This window comes from Streptomyces sp. N50 (genome assembly GCF_033335955.1).
Taxonomy (GTDB): Bacteria; Actinomycetota; Actinomycetes; order Streptomycetales; family Streptomycetaceae; genus Streptomyces.
Genome location: NZ_CP137549.1, coordinates 531,289 through 549,789, shown reverse-complemented (window position 1 = coordinate 549,789; position 18,501 = coordinate 531,289). Strand labels below are relative to the sequence as shown.

Annotated in this window: 18 protein-coding genes and 1 pseudogene; 12 read left to right on the top strand and 7 right to left on the bottom strand. The window is 70.4% G+C overall.

Annotation, left to right across the window (positions count from 1 at the left end; translation table 11 throughout):
- Window positions 1–16: 16 nt before the first annotated feature.
- Complete coding sequence (locus R2B38_RS02525; protein WP_318014736.1) at window positions 17–409, bottom strand: VOC family protein; 393 nt, start codon at window positions 407–409, stop codon at window positions 17–19.
- A gap of 76 nt (window positions 410–485) precedes the next feature.
- On the opposite strand from R2B38_RS02525, the gene R2B38_RS02520 reads away from it, so the two are divergent.
- Window positions 486–1,025, top strand: a complete 540-nt coding sequence (locus R2B38_RS02520; RefSeq protein WP_318014735.1) for a GNAT family N-acetyltransferase — start codon at window positions 486–488, stop codon at window positions 1,023–1,025.
- Between the two features lie 12 nt (window positions 1,026–1,037).
- On the opposite strand, the gene R2B38_RS02515 is transcribed toward R2B38_RS02520, so the two are convergent.
- Complete coding sequence (locus R2B38_RS02515; protein WP_318014734.1) at window positions 1,038–1,721, bottom strand: glycerophosphodiester phosphodiesterase; 684 nt, start codon at window positions 1,719–1,721, stop codon at window positions 1,038–1,040.
- Between the two features lie 394 nt (window positions 1,722–2,115).
- Here R2B38_RS02515 and R2B38_RS02510 point away from each other — a divergent pair, with 394 nt between their 5' ends.
- The 5 genes from R2B38_RS02510 (at window position 2,116) to R2B38_RS02490 (ending at window position 6,725) form a co-directional block, all read left to right on the top strand.
- Entirely contained in the window at window positions 2,116–3,513 is a 1,398-nt protein-coding gene (locus tag R2B38_RS02510; protein WP_318014733.1) for a DUF6421 family protein, read from the top strand.
- A 38-nt stretch (window positions 3,514–3,551) separates the two neighbouring features.
- Window positions 3,552–4,298, top strand: a complete 747-nt coding sequence (locus R2B38_RS02505; RefSeq protein WP_318021570.1) for an SDR family oxidoreductase — start codon at window positions 3,552–3,554, stop codon at window positions 4,296–4,298.
- Window positions 4,295–5,365: a low specificity L-threonine aldolase gene (locus R2B38_RS02500; protein WP_318014732.1), complete on the top strand. Its 1,071-nt coding sequence runs from the start codon at window positions 4,295–4,297 to the stop codon at window positions 5,363–5,365. Before R2B38_RS02505 ends, R2B38_RS02500 begins: the two co-directional genes overlap by 4 nt.
- Before the next feature lie 86 nt (window positions 5,366–5,451).
- Entirely contained in the window at window positions 5,452–6,024 is a 573-nt protein-coding gene (locus tag R2B38_RS02495; protein WP_318014731.1) for a transglutaminase family protein, read from the top strand.
- Window positions 6,025–6,032: 8 nt separating this feature from the next.
- Window positions 6,033–6,725: a B3/4 domain-containing protein gene (locus R2B38_RS02490; RefSeq protein ID WP_318014730.1), complete on the top strand. Its 693-nt coding sequence runs from the start codon at window positions 6,033–6,035 to the stop codon at window positions 6,723–6,725.
- A 4-nt stretch (window positions 6,726–6,729) separates the two neighbouring features.
- Here R2B38_RS02490 and R2B38_RS02485 read toward each other — a convergent pair whose 3' ends face one another.
- Window positions 6,730–7,458, bottom strand: coding sequence for a lysophospholipid acyltransferase family protein (locus R2B38_RS02485; protein WP_318014729.1), 729 nt, complete (start codon window positions 7,456–7,458; stop codon window positions 6,730–6,732).
- 186 nt (window positions 7,459–7,644) lie between these two features.
- Window positions 7,645–8,061, bottom strand: coding sequence for a DUF4395 domain-containing protein (locus R2B38_RS02480; RefSeq protein WP_019062580.1), 417 nt, complete (start codon window positions 8,059–8,061; stop codon window positions 7,645–7,647).
- Between the two features lie 75 nt (window positions 8,062–8,136).
- On the opposite strand from R2B38_RS02480, the gene R2B38_RS02475 reads away from it, so the two are divergent.
- The 4 genes from R2B38_RS02475 to R2B38_RS02460 all read left to right on the top strand — a co-directional run bounded on the left by R2B38_RS02475 (window position 8,137) and on the right by R2B38_RS02460 (window position 11,351).
- Window positions 8,137–8,550, top strand: coding sequence for a TlpA family protein disulfide reductase (locus R2B38_RS02475; RefSeq protein WP_318014728.1), 414 nt, complete (start codon window positions 8,137–8,139; stop codon window positions 8,548–8,550).
- Between the two features lie 220 nt (window positions 8,551–8,770).
- Window positions 8,771–9,286, top strand: coding sequence for a flavin reductase family protein (locus R2B38_RS02470; protein WP_318014727.1), 516 nt, complete (start codon window positions 8,771–8,773; stop codon window positions 9,284–9,286).
- A gap of 243 nt (window positions 9,287–9,529) precedes the next feature.
- Entirely contained in the window at window positions 9,530–10,318 is a 789-nt protein-coding gene (locus R2B38_RS02465) for an electron transfer flavoprotein subunit beta/FixA family protein (protein WP_318014726.1), read from the top strand.
- A gap of 70 nt (window positions 10,319–10,388) precedes the next feature.
- Entirely contained in the window at window positions 10,389–11,351 is a 963-nt protein-coding gene (locus R2B38_RS02460; RefSeq protein ID WP_318014725.1) for an electron transfer flavoprotein subunit alpha/FixB family protein, read from the top strand.
- Window positions 11,352–11,405: 54 nt separating this feature from the next.
- On the opposite strand, the gene R2B38_RS02455 is transcribed toward R2B38_RS02460, so the two are convergent.
- Window positions 11,406–12,302 (bottom strand): endonuclease/exonuclease/phosphatase family protein, encoded by an 897-nt coding sequence (locus R2B38_RS02455; protein ID WP_318014724.1) that lies wholly within the window; start codon window positions 12,300–12,302, stop codon window positions 11,406–11,408.
- A 179-nt stretch (window positions 12,303–12,481) separates the two neighbouring features.
- Between R2B38_RS02455 and R2B38_RS02450 the strand changes: the two genes are divergently transcribed.
- Both R2B38_RS02450 and R2B38_RS02445 read left to right on the top strand, forming a co-directional pair.
- Window positions 12,482–13,789: a DUF6986 family protein gene (locus R2B38_RS02450; RefSeq protein WP_318014723.1), complete on the top strand. Its 1,308-nt coding sequence runs from the start codon at window positions 12,482–12,484 to the stop codon at window positions 13,787–13,789.
- 71 nt (window positions 13,790–13,860) lie between these two features.
- A pseudogene (locus R2B38_RS02445) lies at window positions 13,861–14,733 on the top strand (serine/threonine-protein kinase); the annotation flags it as partial.
- Window positions 14,734–16,598: 1,865 nt separating this feature from the next.
- On the opposite strand, the gene R2B38_RS02440 reads toward R2B38_RS02445, so the two are convergent.
- On the bottom strand, window positions 16,599–17,312 hold the full coding sequence (locus R2B38_RS02440) for a hypothetical protein (RefSeq protein WP_411978416.1): 714 nt from the start codon (window positions 17,310–17,312) through the stop codon (window positions 16,599–16,601).
- 31 nt (window positions 17,313–17,343) lie between these two features.
- A complete protein-coding gene (locus tag R2B38_RS02435) occupies window positions 17,344–18,381 on the bottom strand; it encodes a LacI family DNA-binding transcriptional regulator (RefSeq protein WP_318014721.1) in 1,038 nt (345 codons plus the stop codon).
- Window positions 18,382–18,501 lie beyond the last annotated feature (120 nt).

The window sequence follows — 18,501 nt, the reverse complement described above, 5'->3', positions numbered from 1 at the left end:
CCCGGCCGCCGTAGGCCTACATCCCCGGCCGGTACCTCAGCGGATGATCCTCCGGGACCTCGACCAGCACGATCCGTGTGCCGTCCGGGTCCGAGATCCACATCTCCACCAAGCCCCAGGGTTCCTTCAGCGGTGGCCGGACGATCTCGACGCCCTTCGCCCGCAGCTCCTCGTGCGCGGACGCCGCGTCCGCGATCTGCAGCCACAGTTGTACGGCGGGGGAGGGCGGGGTGTCGGAGCGGCCGGAGACCTCCAGGAAGCCGCCGCCGAGGAAGTAGACGGTTCCGCGTTCCGGGCCCGTGCCGAACTCGCGGTAGACGGGCAGGGCGAGTTGGTCGCCGTAGAAGGCCCGGGAGCGTTCGGGGTCGGTGGGGCGTAGGAGGATACGGCTGCTCAGTACGTGCACCATGCGGCCGGAGCCTAGTCGCGGGGGCCGCGTTACCCTCGTCTCTGCCTGAGCCGCGCCCTGATCGGAGTTGTGCACCATGGACACCGCCGCCACCGGACCGACCTTCCGCGACGCCACCGACGCCGATGTGGACGACCTGGTCGTGCTGATCGAGTCGGCCTACCGGGGGGACGACAGCCGGGCCGGCTGGACCACCGAGGCGGACATCCTCGAAGGGCAGCGCACCGATCCCGAGGGCGTGCTGGCGGTCATCAAGTCGCCCGACAGCCGGCTGCTCGTCGTCGAGCGCGGCGGGCAGGTCGTCGCCTGTTGCCAGCTCGAACACCGGGGTGATTACGCCTACTTCGGGATGTTCGCCGTCAGCCCGCAGTTCCAGGGCGGCGGTCTCGGCAAGGTGATCATCGCGGAGGCGGAGCGCACGGTCCGGGAGACCTGGGGTGTGCGGGAGATGCACATGACCGTGATCTCCGTACGGAACGACCTCATCGCCTGGTACGAGCGCCGCGGCTATCGCCGTACGGGCCGGATGACCCCGTTCCCGTACGGCGACGAGCGGTTCGGCATTCCGCAGCGCGACGACCTGCAGTTCGAGCTGCTGGTCAAGGAACTCGCCTGACCGGCACGGTGGTTACGCCGTGAAGCGGCCCGTTCGTTTGATCTCCGGGTAGTCGGTGGTCGCGCCGTCCAGACCCAGGGCGCGGACGAGCCGCAGCTGGTCCTGTGTGTTCACCACCCAGCCGATGATCCTCAAGTCCGCCTTGCGGGCCGCCTCGACGACCTCCAGGGTCAGCCGGCGGATGTTGAGGCAGACCGTCTCGGCACCGGCCTCGGTGGCGCGCTCCACCACGTCGGGGCCGAAGCGGCTGGCGATCAGCGCGGTGCGTACGCCAGGCACGAGACGGGCGATCTCGGCGATCGCCTCGTCGTGGAACGAGGACACCTCGACCCGCTCGACGAGGTTCCGCCGGTGCATGACCTCGGCCAGCGCCCGCGCCGCCGCCAGGTCCTTGATCTCGGCCTGGACCGGCGACTCGACCGCGTCCAGGACCTCGTCGAAGGTCGGGACGCGCTCGCCGCGGCCCGCGTCCAGGGTGCGCAGCTCGCCGAGGGTCCGCTCGGCGATCGGACCGGTCCCGTCGGTCGTACGGTCCACGTCCGCGTCGTGCATGACGACGAGCGCGCCGTCCTTGCTCAGATGCAGATCGAGTTCGATGACATCGAGGCCTGCCTGCTCGGCGGCGACGAAGGAACGGAGGGTGTTCTCGGGTTCGAGACCCATGACTCCGCGGTGACCGATGGTGAGGAAGTTCAAGGTTCGACTCGCTTCCGTCGACGGCGGCTCGGCACGCGCGCGTGGGCGCGGCCGGACATCGGCGTCCACGCGGCAGAGCCGCAGCCTAGTGGCCGGGCCCGGCGTTGTACCCGCGCGTACACGGCGGATTCGGGGTGCGCTTCGAGCCTACGGGGCGACGCCGTCACCCGACCGTGGGCGAGCCCCGCCGGTGTTGACCGAAACCGCCCCCCTGGATAGAGCGCTCGCAGGCCTACCCCGCCACAGCGGAAGTAATCGCCTTCTTTGTGTCCGGCAGGAAAAAGAGCGGTGACGGTCAGGGGGCGCAGGATAATTTGCGTAGGCTCCCCTTGCTGGGAGAAACCGTGAACGCATACGGTGTTCATACGCGAGGTTCTCCCGTGGAGGATGGGACATGACGGAAATTCTTGTGCAGGTGGGTTTTGAGGAGCGGCTTCCTCCCGTGACCACGGTGGTGGGGCATCCGGCATGGCCCGTGCTCAAGGACGCCGTGGAGCAGATCCGGCCATGGCAGTCGAAGGACGGCTCGATCGACTTCGCGGCCGAGGGTGCCCCGGGCCGCGCGGAGGCCGAGTCCGCCGTGCGCCGCGTGACGGGCGCCGTCGAGGAGCTCTCTCCGCTGCTCCCGCACGACGCGGCCTACCATGCCGCACTGGTCAGGGATCTCGGGCAGTGGGCCGCCGACGGCTTCCAGGTGCCCGACTTCCTCGACTCCCTGCTGGCCTTCCAGCCCGCCGCGAACCGCCGGGACGGCCTTGAGCACCTGGTCGTCTTCCCGATGTACACGCAGAACGGAAACCCCGACCGCAATCTCGAAGCGGTCGTCCTGCGCATGGTCTGGCCCGACTGGCTGGCCGAGCTGGAGGCGACCCGCTACGACAACCCGCTGTTCTGCGGCATCACCTTCGAGGACTTCACGTCCGGCTACGACACCAACTCGGCCGTGCTCTTCCCGGAGACCATCGCCGTACGCCAGGCGCCGGAACGGTTCTCCTGGGGCGGCATCTTCTGCGACCGCGAGGCCGCCCGCTTCCGCCGGGTCACCGAGGCCGCCGTGGACATCCTGGGCATGCGACTGCCCGAGGACGTCGCCACGATGGTCGACGACCAGAAGCGCTGCGAGGAGGCCTTCGTCCTGTGGGACATGGTCCACGACCGCACCCACAGCCACGGCGACCTGCCCTTCGACCCGTTCATGATCAAGCAGCGCCAGCCGTTCTGGATGTACGGCCTCGAAGAGCTGCGCTGCGACCTCACCGCCTTCAAGGAGGCCGTGAAGCTGGAGGCCGACGGCGTCCCGCAGGCGCGTGACGTGCAGTACGCGGTCCTCTGCGACCGCATGTTCCGCTTCCCGGTCACCGGCGAGCGCGTCCGCAACTACGACGGACTCGGCGGCCAGCTCCTCTTCGCCTACCTCCACAAGCACGACGTCGTCCGCTGGACCGACAACAAGCTGCACATCGACTGGCAACGTGCCCCCGAGGTCACCAACCAGCTGTGCGCCGAGATCGAGGACCTCTACCGCGCGGGCATCGACCGCCCCAAGCTCGTCCACTGGTTCAAGGCCTACGACCTGGTCGCGACCTACCTCGCCCCGCACCCGGGCTCCAAGTGGGCCAAGGGTCCCGACGCCCTGGACCTGAGCCTGCCGCCGCGGAAACTCGTGGATGACGTGCTTCCGGACGAGTTTCCGCTGAGCATGTTCTATGAGGCACTCTCCAAGAAGCTCAAGAACGTGATCGCCTCGACCAAGGGCATCACCGCGGAGAACGCCGAGCGGATCGCCGCGTGAGCGACCGCAACACCGAAGTGGCTCAGGAGGCGAGGACCATGGGGAACGGGGCGCTCAACGGCGCGGTGATCGCGGTGGCGGGAGCGGGCGGGCCCGCGGGCCGTGCCGTGCTGCTGCGGCTGGCCGAGGCCGGCGCGACCGTCGTCGGCGCGGACGCGCATCCCGAACGCCTGGCGGAGGCCGTGGACGCGGCCCGCTACGCGCACGGCGGCGCGACCGTCGTAGGAGACACCGTCGACCTGCTCGACCCGCAGGCGACCCGCGACTGGGCCGAGCACATCGAGAAGGACTTCGGCCGCGTCGACGGACTGGTCCACCTCGTCGGCGGCTGGCGCGGCAGCGCGTCCTTCGCCGACACCGACCTCGCCGACTGGGACCTGCTGGAGAAGCTCCTCATCCGCACGGTCCAGCACACCTCCCTGGCCTTCTACGACGGCCTGGAACGCAGCGACCGGGGGCGCTATCTGCTGATCAGCGCGGCGGGCGCGAGCAAGCCCACGGCGGGCAACGCGGCGTACTCCGCGTCCAAGGCCGCCGCCGAGGCGTGGACCCTCGCCATGGCCGACGGCTACCGCAAGGCCGGCGGCGAGGATGGGCCCAGTTCCGCGGCCGCCGTCATGGTGGTCAAGGCGCTGGTGCACGACGCGATGCGCGCCGAGCGACCCAACGCGAAGTTCGCGGGCTTCACCGACGTCAAGGACCTCGCCGAGGCCATCGCCGGTGTCTGGGACAAGCCCGCCACCGAAGTGAACGGAAACCGTCTGTGGCTGACCGAGAAGCCGTGAACCCTCCGAAGACCGACGCCCGTCGCCACCACGACCCGGAGATCCGCGGCTTCGCCAGCGACAACTACGCCGGCGCCCACCCCGAGGTGCTCGCCGCCCTGGCCCTCGCCAACGGCGGCCACCAGGTCGCGTACGGCGAGGACGACTACACGGAGAACCTCCAGGGCATCATCCGCAGCCACTTCGGGGCCACGGCCGAGGCCTTCCCGGTCTTCAACGGCACCGGCGCGAACGTCGTCGCCCTCCAGGCGGTCACCGACCGCTGGGGCGCGGTGATCTGCGCCGAGAGCGCGCACATCAACGTCGATGAGGGCGGCGCCCCCGAGCGCATGGGCGGCCTGAAGCTCCTCACGGTGCCGACCCCCGACGGCAAGCTCACGCCGGACCTGATCGACAAGCAGGCCTACGGCTGGGACGACGAGCACCGCGCGATGCCGCAGGTCGTCTCGATCACCCAGAGCACCGAACTGGGCACCCTGTACACGCCCGACGAGATCCGCGCGATCTGCGACCACGCCCACGCGCACGGCATGAAGGTCCACCTCGACGGCTCCCGGATAGCCAACGCGGCGGCCTCACTCGACGTCCCCATGCGGACATTCACCAACGCGGTCGGCGTCGACATCCTCTCCCTGGGCGGGACGAAGAACGGCGCGATCTTCGGCGAGGCGGTCGTCGTCATCAACCAGGACGCCGTCAGCCACATGAAGCACCTGCGCAAGCTGTCCATGCAACTCGCCTCCAAGATGCGCTTCGTTTCAGTGCAGTTGGAGGCGCTCTTCGCCAAGGACCTCTGGCTGCGCAACGCCCGCCACGCCAACGAGATGGCCCAGCGCCTCGCCGAGGGCGTGCGCGCGGTGCACGGCGTGGAGATCCTCTACCCGGTGCAGGCCAACGGCGTCTTCGCCCGCCTCCCGCACGACGTGAGCGAGCGCCTTCAGAAGCGTTTCCGCTTCTACTTCTGGGACGAGGCCGCCGGCGACGTCCGCTGGATGTGCGGTTTCGACACGACCGAGGACGACGTGGACGCGTTCCTGGCGGCGCTCAAGGAGGAGATGGCGCGGTAGTTCACCCCTCTCCCTTGATGCATAGGTATGCGGTCACCTGGAAAGTCATTGACTCTCGGGTGATCGCTTTCCTATGCTCTGCATCCATGGAGCTGATCCAGAACACCCCCGATCTGTCGGCCTACTTGACCGCTGACGAGGTCATCGACCATGACCATCCCCTGGTGCGGGAGACGGCCGCGCGGCTGGCGAGGGGCGCGGCAGACTCGTATGCCTATGCGCGACTGGCCTTCGAGTTCGTGCGCGACGGGATTCCCCACTCGCAGGACTCCGGCGACCCGCGCGTCACCTGGCGGGCCTCCGACGTCCTGGAGCAGGGCACCGGCATCTGCTACGCCAAGGCACACGCGCTGGCCGCGCTGCTGCGGGCCGAGGACATTCCCACGGCGCTCTGCTACCAGAAGTTCGACGTGGTGCACGGGTTGGTCGCGGTGCGGTTCAACGGGAGCTGGCATCGGCAGGACCCGCGCGGCAACAAGCCGGGCGTGGACGCGCAGTTCTCGCTCGACGGCGAGCGGCTGGCCTTCGTGCCCGATCCTGAGTTCAATGAGCTGGACTATCCAGTACTGTACGCTGAACCACACCCGGTCGTACTGAGCGCCCTCAAGGCCGCCCCCGACCGGGCGTACCTGTGGCAGACACTCCCGACCGCACTTTGAGGCAGACCATGACCCTCACCCTGACCGTGTCCGACGAAGTCCGCGCCCTCGCGCCCGGGTTCACCCATGTCGCGATCGAGGCCGACGGGCTCGTCAACGGGCCGAGCACGGAAGCGAGTTCGGCGCTCCTCGACGACGCGGCCCGCCGTCTGGCCGTACGACTGGACGGGCGCGCTCCGCACGAGGACCCGCACATGGTGGCCTGGCGCGAGGTGTACACGGCGTTCGGGTCGAAGCCGTCGCGGACGCGCAACTCGGCGGAGGCGCTGGCCAAGAGGGCGCTTTCCGAGGGTGGGTTGCCTCGGATCAATGTGCTGGTCGACCTCTACAACGCGATCAGCGTCGCCCACTTGATCCCCGTGGGCGGTGAGGACACCGACCTCATTCGGGGTGCGATGACCCTCCAACGGGCCGTCGGGGACGAGGAGTTCGTGACCGTCGTGGGTGGCGAGGAGGTCGTCGAGCATCCCGACGCGGGGGAGGTGGTGTGGCGTGACGCGGCCGGTGTCACGTGCCGGCGCTGGAACTGGCGGCAGGGACCGCGCACCAGGCTCACGGAGGAAACGACCTCCGCCGTCTTCCTGTTGGAGAGTCTGGCGCCGATGCCGGTGGCCGACGTCGAGCGCGCGGGCGCTGAACTGGCCGAACTGCTGGAGAAGTTCAGCCCCGGGGCGCGGATCACCGTCCACGCCCCGGCGTGACGATTCAGCGAGCCTCGGCCGCCTTGACCTCTTCCGGGGTCGGTGCCGTGCCGCCGAGATGGGCCGGCATCCACCAGGTGTCGTCCGGGCCGTTCGGCCTTACCGGATAAGCGCGTTGGGCGGCTTCGAGCAGCTCCTGGATGCGCTCGCGCAGGCGGCGGGTGATCGCTCCCGCGTACTGGTCCTGCGGGGCCTCCACCGGCTCGCCGACCCGGATGGTGATCGGCGTGTGGCTGCGCTTGAAGTTCTTCGGGTGGCCCTTGGTCCACAGGCGCTGGGTGCCCCACAGCGCCATCGGGATCAGCGGGACGCCGGCCTCCTGGGCCATGCGCGCGGCACCCGACTTGAAGCTCTTCAGGGTGAAGGACTGGGAGATCGTCGCCTCGGGGAAGACGCCGACGATCTCGCCGGAGCGCAGCGAATCCAGCGCGTGCTGGTAGGCCGTCTCGCCCTGCTTGCGGTCCACCGGGATGTGCTTCATGCCGCGCATGAGCGGACCCGAGATCTTGTGCCGGAACACCGACTCCTTCGCCATGAAGCGCACGAGGCGCTTCTGCGGCAGGGCGGCGAGGCCGTCGAAGATGAAGTCCAGGTAGCTGATGTGGTTGCTGACCAGCACAGCGCCGCCCGAGCGCGGAATGTTCTCCGACCCCTTGCAGTCGATCTTGAGGTCCCAGGCCTTGAACAGCGTTTGGGCGAGACCGATGACGGGGCGGTAGACAAGCTCAGCCATGGACGGGGTGGACCCTTCTCTCTGCCTGGAAGGGGTTCTCCGGGCGGGAAAGCTACGCAGCCGTAGGTTTACGGCATTGCGCAGATCGTGCCCCAAGAACGAACGAGTGGCCAGTCCTCGTGCCGCAGAACGGCGAGATCCTCGTCACGTCGATCGCTTGATCCACCTCGGGCTTTTAACCGGCCTTTACTGTGCGCGTACCGTCACTCGACGCACGAGCAGGTACATCTCGCACCCCAGGCAGTACCCGAACGCGGCATTGAGGAACGCGGCGGCCAGCGCGGCCCCGGTCGCCGCGAGCCCCAGCCACTCGGGACCCAGGCCGAAACCGACCAGTCCCACCCCGGCGAAGACCAGCCCGACCGCCTGCGCGAACCGCGGCGGCTCCGGCGACTCGAACTCGGTCGGCGGCCCGATCCGCGGCCGTACGGCCTTCCGGAACAGCCAGCCGTACGGTGAACGGCCCACGCCGCCCGCCGCGCCCAGCGCGAACGCCAGGGTCTGCCAGGCCAGCAGCCAGAAGCTGCCGGTGATCAGCACGACCGCCAGCACCACGGTCGTCAGGGCCGCCCCGAAACGCGGTCCTCTCACGTCGATGTCCATGAATCAAGGATTCCGCAACGGAAAGGATTCGGGGTGCCGGGAATCTTTGCAGTCTCGTGAACGCTGGAAGGGTCGATGAGCGGACTTGTGGTGTGCGTGGTGGTGCTCGCGGCGGCGAGCGCCTACGGAGTGCTGCATCGGCGGCGGAGCGGGAGAGTGCGCGTGCGTGGGCGCGACGGCGGAAAACGGCTCGGCGCCGCCGAGCTGGGCGGCGACCTCGGCGAGAAGGCCACCCTGGTGCAGTTCTCCAGCGCCTTCTGCGCGCCCTGCCGGGCCACGCGCCGGGTGCTGGGCGAGGTGGCCGGCATGGTTCCCGGAGTGAGCCACATCGAGATCGACGCCGAGGACCACCTGGACCTCGTACGGGAACTCGACATCCTGAAGACCCCCACCGTGCTCGTCCTCGACGCCGACGGGCGGGTCGTACGGCGTGCCACCGGCCTCCCCCGCAAGGCGGATGTCATCGCGGCTCTGGGGGAGGCGGTCTGACGGTCGTGACGACTTCGGTGATGTCCTCGGTGAGTCATCTCCCATATGCCGGAACGTACTTGACTGCGCGCACCACCTATCGTCAGCCTGACCGTATGCCTACGGAACTCCTTCTCTACGGGCGGGTGCATGTCGACCTGGCCCGCACCGCGAGCGCGCGCTGTCCGGGCTGTTGAGCAGCCACGGACCCCGCTCGTCCCCCCGGCAGAAGGACAGTCCCATGACGGCCACGCCCGACCTCGGCACCCGTACCCCTCAGCACGCCTCTCCCGATCTGCTGCGTTCCGTCTTCCGGCAGCACGCGGCCGGTGTGGCGGTGATCACCGCGCGAGGTGAGAACGGCCCGGTCGGTTTCACCGCCACCTCGCTCAGCTCCGTCTCCGCGCAGCCCCCGATGCTGTCCTTCGGGATCAGTACCGGTGCCTCCAGCTGGCCCGCGATATCCGCGGCCGACCATGTCGGCGTGCACGTACTCGGCGAGCACCAGGAGCAGTTGGCCGCCACCTTCGCCCGCAGCGGCGCCGACCGGTTCGGGGCGCCCACCGTCTGGCGCGAGGGTCCCGAGGGTGTGCCGGTCCTCGACGGCGTGCTCGCGTGGCTGGTGTGCCGGGTCGTCGCGCGCGTGCCCGCGGGGGATCACCGCATAGTGCTGGCCGAGGTCGTCCTCGGCGACCACGCGGGCACCGGCCGCCCGCTCCTCTACCACCAGGGGCGCTTCAACGGGCTGCGTGACTGAGGCCACTCCGGGTGGGTGACGGGCCACCCTGCGGAAGCGTCGAGTTCCGATTACGCTGCGTTGCACAGGTCACAGTTCAAAGCGCTTGCTTAGCGGGCACCCCTTGGGGGAGCGTAGGAGTGCGTACTGGCGAGTAATATTTCGCTCGGAGCACCGGTCGCCCCCACCGGGAACGGCCGTTCAGGGCGCCTATGCTGCCTGGAAGTAGGCAGCCGAAAATGACGATGCAGTAGGAGAGCCGGCGTGAGCTTGAGGATCGTTGTCACTGTGAAGTACGTGCCCGACGCCACTGGCGACCGGCACTTCGCCGATGACCTGACCGTCGACCGGGACGACGTGGACGGTCTGCTCTCCGAGCTCGACGAGTACGCGGTCGAGCAGGCGCTGCAGATCTCCGAGAACTCGGACGACGACGTGGAGATCACCGTCCTGACCGTGGGCCCCGAGGACGCCAAGGACGCCCTGCGCAAGGCGCTGTCCATGGGCGCCGACAAGGCGATCCACGTCGAGGACGACGACCTGCACGGCACCGACGCCATCGGCACCTCCCTGGTGCTCGCCAAGGCGATCGAGAAGGCCGGCTTCGACCTGGTCGTCTCCGGCATGGCCTCCACCGACGGCACCGCCGGTGTGATCCCCGCCCTGCTGGCCGAGCGCCTGGGCGTCCCGCAGGTCACGCTGCTGTCCGAGGTCTCCGTCGAGGACGGCGTCGTCAAGGGCCGCCGTGACGGCGACACCGCCAGCGAGCAGCTGGAGGCCTCCCTGCCGGCCGTCGTGTCGGTCACCGACCAGTCGGGCGAGGCGCGTTACCCGTCCTTCAAGGGCATCATGGCCGCCAAGAAGAAGCCCGTTCAGGCCTGGGACCTCTCCGACCTGGAGATCGACGCGGACGAGGTCGGCCTCGAAGGCGCCTGGACCGCCGTCGACTCCGCGGCCCAGCGCCCCGCGCGCACCGCCGGCACGATCGTCAAGGACGAGGGCGAGGGCGGCAAGCAGCTCGCCGAGTTCCTCGCGGGCCAGAAGTTCATCTAAGGCCCCAAGGGTCAAGGCCCAACTCGCTTACCTCCCCTCAGACTTCGCACGCACGCAGGAGACCATTCCCATGGCTGAAGTTCTCGTCTACGTCGACCACGTGGACGGCGCCGTCCGCAAGCCCACCCTGGAGCTGCTGACCCTGGCCCGCCGCATCGGCGAGCCCGTCGCGGTCGCCCTCGGCGCCGGTGCGGAGAACACCGCCGCCGCGCTCGCCGAGCACGGCGCGGTGAAGGTGCTCACGCACGACGCCGCCGAGTACGCCGACTACCTAGTCGTACCGAAGGTGGACGCCCTCCAGGCCGCCTACGACGCCGTCTCCCCGGCCGCCGTCCTGGTGCCGTCCTCCGCCGAGGGCAAGGAGATCGCCGCCCGCCTGGCCGTGCGCATCGGCTCCGGCATCATCACCGACGCCACCGACCTGGAGGCCGGTGACGAGGGCCCGGTCGCCACTCAGTCGGTGTTCGCCGCCTCCTTCACCACCAAGACCCGTGTCTCCAAGGGCACCCCGGTCATCACCGTGAAGCCCAACTCGGCCGCCGTGGAGGCCGCCCCGGCCGCCGGCACCGTCGAGGCCCTCGCCGTCACCTTCTCGGACAAGGCCACCGGCACCAAGGTCACCGCGCGCACCCCGCGCGAGTCGACCGGCCGTCCGGAGCTGACCGAGGCCGCGATCGTCGTCTCCGGCGGCCGTGGTGTGAACGGCTCGGAGAACTTCGCGATCATCGAGGCCCTCGCCGACTCCCTCGGTGCGGCCGTCGGCGCCTCGCGCGCGGCCGTCGACGCCGGCTGGTACCCGCACTCCAACCAGGTCGGCCAGACCGGCAAGAGCGTCTCCCCGCAGCTCTACATCGCCAACGGCATCTCCGGCGCGATCCAGCACCGCGCGGGCATGCAGACCTCGAAGACGATCGTCGCCGTCAACAAGGACGCCGAGGCCCCGATCTTCGACCTCGTCGACTACGGCGTCGTCGGCGACCTCTTCGACGTCGTCCCGCAGCTCACCGAAGAGGTCAACTCCCGCAAGGGCTGACACCTTTGAGCTTGTACGAGGCTCCCGTGACCCTGTGGTCGCGGGAGCCTTCGTTCATCCCAGGGTGATCGTGGACTGCACGGGCAGATGGTCGCTCGGGAACTGGCTGTTCTCGGAGAAGGTGTTGAGAGCCGTCCGGCGCACCGTGACTCCCGGGGAGACCAGGATCCAGTCGATGCGGGGACCCTCCGGCACGAGCGCGCGGTAGCCGTGGAAGCTGCCGTAGAGCTGCCCGCGCGCGGCCGCCGCGTCCCAGGTGTCCCTGAGGCCCGGGCCCGCGTCCAGCATCGTGGAGTAGACCGAGGTGGTGTACGCGGCGGTGTTGAAGTCACCGGTCACCACGAGCGGCAGGGAGCTGTCCAGGCGGGCGAGGCGTTCGGCGATGAGCGTGGCGGCGCGTTCGCGTGCGTACTGACTCGCGTTGTCCAGATGGGTGTTGAGGACGTAGAACTCCCGCCCGTCGTCCCCGAGATCGCGGAAGCGGATCCATGTGGCGATGCGCGGGTGGGCGCCGCCCCAGGTGTTCGACCCGATCACGGCGGGCGTGTCGGAGAGCCAGAACTGGTCGTACTCCACGGGGGCGAGGCGGCGGGTGTCGTAGAAGATAGCCGTCTCCTCGTCGAAGCTGCCGCCCTTGCGGCCGCCGCCGATCCAGTCGTAGTGCGGGAGGTCCTGCTTGATGTCCTGGAGCTGCGCGTAGAGGCCCTCCTGGGTGCCGATGATGTCGGGGGCCGCGCGGAGCAGCAGGTCGCGCATCACCGGGCGGCGGACCTTCCAGCTGTTGGGTTCGGTGGTGTCGGCGTAGCGCAGGTTGAACGTCATGACGTCCAGCAGGCGGGTTTCCTTGCGGACGGAGGCGGAGCGTGCGGTTCCGATGAGTGGCAGGGCGATGGCGGCCGCCACCAGCGCGCTCAGCCCAGCGCGACGGGTGACCGTCCTGGCAGTCGACATGTGCGTCCCCTCCCCTTGGGAGTCAGGATGAAGGGGCGAGGCGCTGGACGGAAGAGGGCCTCGGGACGGCAGTGAACAGCACCGGTTCACGGCGTGGACAGGGTGTTGACCGGCGGGAAGCTCCATGGATAACTTCGTTCTACGGATTGTTGATTCCGTAGAGCGGAAAACTGGAGGGTGTGGGAATGGGCCAGGAGCACGAGCAGGTGGCGACGAGCCTCGCGGGCGCGGTCAGCGAGGAGATCAGCGCCTCCCTGGCACCGGTCGACGCCGAACTGGAGCGCCGCTACCCCGGCGACCCCGGCACCCGCCAGCCCGTCCACACGGTCTACGTCCCCGGTGACGTCTTCGCCGCCGACACCATCCGCACCTGGGGCGACCGGGCGCTGGCCGCCCTTGACGAGCACGCCCCCGACGCGGCCTCCTTCGCCGCCGTCCTCGGCCTCTCCGACGAGCTCGCCGAGCCCGTGCACGCGCGCGTGCGGGCCAAGTTGGAGCGCGAGCCCATAGAGGACCTGCGCGTCGACTTCGAGGACGGCTACGGCCCCCGCCCCGACGCCGAGGAGGACGAGGCCGCCGCCCGCGCGGCCCGCCTGATCGCCGAGGCGTACGAGAAGGGCACGGCGGCCCCGTACATGGGCATCCGTATGAAGTGCATGGAAGCGCCGGTGCGCGACCGGGGCATCCGCACCCTCGACATCTTCCTCACCGTGCTCATGGAGGCCGGCGGGCTCCCGGACGGCCTGGTCCTGACGCTCCCCAAGGTCACGTACGCCGAGCAGGTCACCGCGATGGTGCGCCTCCTGGAGGCCTTCGAGAAGGCGCGCGGGCTGGAGCCGGGCCGGATCGGCTTCGAGATCCAGATCGAGACCAGCCAGTCCATCCTCGCCACCGACGGCACCGCCACCGTCGCCCGCATGATCCAGGCCGCCGAGGGCCGCGCCACCGGCCTCCACTACGGCACCTTCGACTACAGCGCCTGCCTCGGCGTCTCCGCCGCCTACCAGGCCAGCGACCACCCGGCCGCCGACCACGCCAAGGCGATCATGCAGGTGGCCGCGGCGGGGACGGGGGTGCGTGTCTCGGACGGCTCGACGAACGTGCTGCCGGTCGGCCCGACGGCCAAGGTCCACGACGCCTGGCGCCTCCACTACGGCCTCACCCGGCGCGCGCTGTCCCGCGCCTACTACCAGGGCTGGGACATGCACCCCGGCCACATCCCCACCCGCTACGCGGCCGTCTTCGCCTTCTACCGCGAGGGCTTCGAACAGGCCGCCGCGCGGCTCGCCCGCTACGCCAACCACGCCGGCGGCGACGTCATGGACGAGCCCGCCACCGCCAAGGCCCTCAGCGGGTATCTGCTGCGCGGCCTGGACTGCGGAGCGCTCGACATCGCCGAGGTGGCCCGGGCGACCGGGCTGACCCGGATGGACCTGGAGGGCTTCGCGTCGCCGCGCCGGGGTGACCTCACGGCGTCCGCCAAGTAGCGGACCTGTCACAGGTGTTGGCGCCGCCTTCTGTTGTCACTGCCGCCCCGTAGGCTGTACGGCGTTCATGGATGTGCCACAGGGACGGAGCGGCGGTGCCTTCGGGGGAGAGCGGACGCGTGGACGGGGTCGACCGGTTGCTGGCCGGGCGCTATCGCGTCGTGGCCCGGCTCGGGCGCGGCGGCATGGGGGTGGTCTGGCGGGCCGTGGACGAGGTCCTCGGCCGTGAGGTCGCCGTCAAGGAACTGCGCACCTTCACCGACGCCCACGGACCGGAACTGGCCGACCTGCGCCTGCGGATGCAGCGCGAGGCGCGGGCGGCGGCGCGGGTCCGCCACCCCGGTGTGGTCGCCGTGCACGACATCGCCGAGGTCGACGGACGCCCGCTGATCGTCATGGAGCTGATCGACGGCCCCTCTCTGGACGACGTGCTGGGCGAGCGCGGCCCGATCGACCCGCGCGAGGCGGCCGGGATCGGCGCGAAGGTGATGGAGGCGCTGGCCGCGGCACACTCCGTGGGCGTCCTGCACCGCGATGTGAAGCCCGGGAACATCCTGCTGGACCGCTCGGGCCGTGTCGTCCTCACGGACTTCGGCATCGCGACGATGGACGACCCGGGCGACGGCTCCGCCACGCATCTGACCCGGAGCGGCGAACTCATCGGCTCCCTGGACTACTTGGCCCCCGAGCGGGCGCAGGGTGAGGATCCGGGGCCGGCGTCGGACGTCTGGGCCTTGGGCGCGACCTTGTACGCGGCGGTAGAGGGCACGTCGCCGTTCCGCCGCACGTCCACGTACTCCACCCTCACGGCGATCGTCTCCGAGCCCCTGCCACAGCCCCGGCGGGCGGGGAGACTTGGGCCCGTTCTGCGGCAACTGATGGAGAAGCGGGCGGAGTCGCGGCCCGGGGCGGATGTGGCGCGGGGGTTGCTGGAGGAGGTTGCGGGGGCGCCGCGGGTGGATTTGCCTACGGCCGTGTTGCGGGGAACCGGGGGTAGGGGTCCTGGGGTGCCGCCGGGGTTCGGAGCGGCGGGGTCGTCGAGGAGTGCGGGGGTTCCGGAACCGAAGGAGTCAACGGGGGCGCGGGCGGCTGGAGTTGGGGCTTCGGGGGCGGGCCTCGGTGGTGCGGACCTCGGTGCCGGGGCTGAGGTCCGGGGAGCGGATGCCGTTGAGCCGACGGAGAGCGGGCAGGGCATCGGGGCAGCGCAGCCTGCGGTTCCGGCCGGGCCGAGGCTCGGCGTCGACGAGCCGGCCGGAGGCGGTGGGCCGGGGGCGGGGGCCGGCGGCTTGCCTGAGGAAGCGGGACCGGAGACGGCCGGTGGTGATGCCTCGGGGTGGTCCGGATCGGGCGGGGTGACGCCGGGGTCGGCAGGGCGACTTGGGGCGTCCGCGGACGGGGCGGGTGGGGCGGGTCTGACCGGATCGGGCGGGGTGACGCCGGGGTCGGCAGGGCGACTTGGGGCGTCCGCGGACGGGGCGGGTGGGGCGGGTCTGACCGGATCGGGCGGGGTGACGCCGGGGTCGGCAGGGCGACTTGGGGCGTCCGCGGACGGGGCGGGTGGGGCGGGTCTGACCGGATCGGGCGGGGTGACGCCGGGGTCGGCAGGGCGACTTGGAGCGTTCGCGGACGGGGCGGGTGCGGCAGGCTTGCCCGGACCGGGCGGGGCAACACCCGGGTCCTCGCGACCACTTGAGGCATCGGCGTACAGGTCTGCCGCGGCGGGACCCTACGGATCGGGGGACCAGGGCTCAGATCCCGGTTCCCCGGAGGGGCCCTCGTTGGGCACCCTCCCGCCCACTTCCACGGTCCCTCCCGCATCCGTACCCCAAGGCTTCGGCCCGCCCCCTGCCTTCGGAGCCTCCGTACCGCAACCGTCTCCGCCCACCGGGCCGATGGCCAGTCCAACCACGCCCCGCCGCAGGCGCAAGGCCCGCATCCTGATAGCCGCCGCTGTCGTGGCCGCCGTCCTCGCCGGGGCCGGAGTGGTCGTCGCCCGCATGGCCAACTCCGGGGACACCACGGTCACATCGCAGCCCGGCGATTCATCGCAGGCCGGTGCTGGTGGCGGTGCCGGCCCCGCCTCGCCCGCCGGACGCAAGGGCACCCACCCCTCGGCCGACGCCAAGCCCACCGGGCAGGGCGACGACGGGACGCAGGCGCCGACGCGGCAGCACACCGGCAAGGGGAAGGACACGGCGGCGGGCCAGGCTCCCAGCGCCGCCCCGAGCAGGTCCACGTCCTCCGGCGGCGGAGGCACCGGCGGCAGCGCTCCCACGACGGGCGGAGCCAGCCCCAGCTCCAGCCCCGCCTCCGCCTGCCAGTCCATCGGCGGCGGCAAGTACAACTGCCAGGTGTGGCGCAGCGCCAAGTCCTACACCGCTTCCGGCACTGAAGTCGGTGTCCTCGGCGCGGGCACCAACTACTTCTTCTGCCAACAGAACCTGGGCCGCCGCGAGACGTACGGTCAGTGGACCAACACCTGGTGGGCGAAGACGGACGACGACAGCGGGAACACCGACGTCTATGTCAGCGACGTCTACCTCAAGGGAGGGGACAACGACGAGCCGGTGCCGGGGTTGCCGGTCTGTTGAAGTCCCCGTCCCGGACCTGTCTGCCGCCGTTCCCGGAATCGATCGCATGAGGCGACGGTGGTGGACAACGTCCCGTCCGCAGAGGCGGATCGGCTCCCCCAACGGAAGGACCCGCTTCCGAATCGCCCTCCGGATCAGCAGGCGTAAGAAGGCCGGTTGAAGGACTCCGCCCCCGCCTGCCCCGCAACGCCGACGACCCGCACGAGGCACCCCCTCGCTCACCGTTCCAGGCCCGACGCCGTCACCAACCCCTTCTCCCGGAACAGCCTCGTACCCCGCTCGCACAACTCCCGGTCCCCGCGCGCCCGTTCGCAGAACTCCTCCGGGGTCCGCCCGAACAGCGCCCTCAACTCCGCCGAACCAGCCAGCAGTTCGGTGAGCAGCGCCCGCTCGCCCGGGTGCCGGCGCGGCACGCCCGTGCCGTCGTGCAGGACGCCATGGCGGTTGACGTAGACGTACGCGCCTCGCGGCAACATCCCGGAGTCCGGCTCAAGACGGAACTCGGGCCCGGCCAGCCGCGTCCGGTCGAACGCCCGCTCACTCGCGTCCACCACAGCGAGCTGCCGCGCGTCGAACCACGTCACGAACAACTCCCGTACGACACCCGGTGCCTTGACCGGCGACGCCGACACATACCCCACGCGGCTCACATGCGCGGAGACACCGACGTCGATACCGGTGACCCGTACCTTCACCATCGGGACGGGAGACGTGATCCCGAACTCCGCCATCTTGTGCCGCAGTTGGCCAGGGGAGGCGTTGGAGCCGATGGCCAGGACCGGCGTGCGGTCCTCGTACGTCACATGGTCGTCGAGGGGCAACAGCCGGTCCCCGACCAGGAGTCCGGACTCGGCGGGCCACACACCCGGGTAGCTGAGCGGATCCTCCCGCGGCGCCCGAGCCAGCCCCAGCGCCTCCAGCGTACGGTCCACACGCTCACCCACACGGTCGTTCACCCGCGCCTCAGTCCGACGGCGGCAGCTCGCCCGAGCCCCGGGTGATCAACCGGGTCGGCAGCTCGATGCGTTCCGGGGCGATCAGCGTGCCGTCCAGCTGGCGGAAGAGCCGGTCGGCGGCCGTACGGCCGAGGGTCGCCGCGTCCTGGGCGACGACGGTGACGCCCGGCTGGAGCAGGTCGGCGAGCTCGAAGTCGTCGAAGCCCACCAGGGCGATCCGGCGGGACTGTTCGGCGAGGACGCGGACGACGGTGACCGTCACACGGTTGTTGCCGGCGAAGATCGCGGTGACGGGGGAGGAGCCGGTCAGCATCTCCTCCGCCGCCCGGCGCACCCGGACCGGGTCGGTCACGCCGAGGGACATCCAGGCGTCCTCGACCGGTATCCCCGCGTCCTCCATGGCGGCCCGGTACCCGCGCAGACGCTCGGCTGCCGTGTGGATGCGGGGCATGTCGCCGATGAAGCCGATGCGCCGGTGGCCGTGGGAGATGAGATGGGTGACGCCGTCGCGCGCGCCGCCGTAGCTGTCCGACAGGACGACGTCCGCGTCGATCTGCCCGGCGGGACGGTCCACGAACACCGTCGCGACGCCCGCCTTGATCTCCGGCTCCAGGTAGCGGTGGTCGTCACCGGCCGGGATCACCACCAGACCGTCCACGCGTCGGGCGCACAGCGCGAGCACCAACTCCTGCTCGCGGTCCGGGTCTTCGGCGCTGGAGCCGTTGATGAGCAGGGCACCATGGGCGCGGGCGACCTCTTCGACGGCGCGGCTGAGGGGGCCGTAGAACGGGTCGGCGAGGTCCTCCAGGACGAGGCCGATGCTGGCCGTGCGGCCCTTGCGCAGGACGCGGGCGCTGTCGTTGCGGCGGAAGCCGAGCGCGTCGATGGCCTCCTGGACCCGGCGCTCGGTGTCGGGGGTGACGCCCGGTTCGCCGTTGACCACACGCGACACCGTTTTCAGGCCCACACCGGCGCGCGCGGCCACGTCCTTCATCGTCGGACGGTTGCCGTAGCGGTTCTCGGGGCGGCGGGCGGTCTCTGGCACGATGCGCTGTCCTGTCCTGTCGTCCACGGGGGATGCATAGGTCCATGGGTTTGTATGAGGATGTGGCGTCGAGCATAGAGCCTGGACAACGTTGTCATATGCGAGAGAGACTGTCCACCG